The 1,119-nt window shown below is 36.4% G+C and carries 1 protein-coding gene and 1 pseudogene; both read left to right on the top strand.

From position 1 onward, the window contains the following. A partial coding sequence (locus tag RT405_RS09665) for a YfbR-like 5'-deoxynucleotidase (RefSeq protein ID WP_313469348.1) occupies positions 1-309 on the top strand: 309 nt, incomplete at its 5' end. A gap of 172 nt (positions 310-481) precedes the next feature. After that, positions 482-1,119, top strand: a pseudogene (locus tag RT405_RS09660) (excinuclease ABC subunit UvrA); the annotation flags it as partial.

Here is a 1,119-nt window from a genome sequence, read left to right as displayed (position 1 = left end):
CCAGCTGAATTTCAAGAAGCGTACTCAAAGCGTCTCAAAGAAGGAAAAGATGCAACACTTGAAGGAGAAATCTTATCTGTAGCTGATAAAGTAGATTTATTATATGAGTCTTTTGGAGAAATTCAAAAAGGTAATCCTGAAAGTGTCTTTACTGAAATCTATGAAGAATCTTTGAAGACCATTCTGCACTTTGATCATTTAACCAGCGTTCAATATTTTTTAAATGAAATCTTACCGGAATTATTAAGCGGCAACTTTACAAATCAGGCACAATTACAAGAAATATCGCACCGCATTTTAGCAGAATGAAAATCCTGAACAAATGTTCGCTAAAAGAAGAAAGTGTGTTATAATAAACTAAAGAGATCTAAAATAGGAAGCACTTTGCTATCCTATTTTTTGTGATTTGCGTTAAACTAGAAGAACCCATTCTAATCTAGGAAAAGCAACATTAAAATTCACCATAAAAGGGAGAAACCAAATGCGAAATGATAAAATTGAAATTCATGGCGCCCGCTCACATAATTTAAAAAACATCGATGTAACTATTCCAAGAGACCAATTAGTTGTCCTGACAGGCTTGTCGGGTTCGGGAAAAAGTTCATTAGCGTTTGATACATTATATGCAGAAGGACAAAGGCGTTATGTCGAAAGTTTATCTGCCTATGCCCGGCAATTCCTTGGCCAAATGGATAAACCGGATGTTGATAGTATCGATGGCTTAAGTCCAGCGATTTCGATCGATCAAAAAACAACTAGTAAAAATCCTCGTTCTACAGTGGGAACTGTCACGGAAATCAATGACTATCTGCGCTTACTGTATGCACGAGTCGGTCACCCGATTTGTCCAAATGACGGAACTGAAATTACCAGTCAATCTGTTGAACAAATGGTAGACCGTGTTTTAGAATACCCTGAAGGCACCCGTGTTCAAATTTTAGCTCCTATTGTTGTCGAAAAAAAAGGCCAACATAAAAAAGTTTTTGATAAAATCAAAAGCGAAGGTTATGTGCGTTTGCGGGTCGATAAAGAAATGTATGATATTTCAGATGATATTGAATTAGAGAAAAACAAAAAGCATACTATTGAAATCGTCATCGACCGGATCGTCGTTAAAGA

The sequence above is a fragment of the Carnobacterium sp. genome, assembly GCF_032094055.1.
Classification (GTDB): Bacteria; Bacillota; Bacilli; order Lactobacillales; family Carnobacteriaceae; genus Carnobacterium_A.
This window is presented reverse-complemented; position numbering and strand designations above follow the sequence as displayed.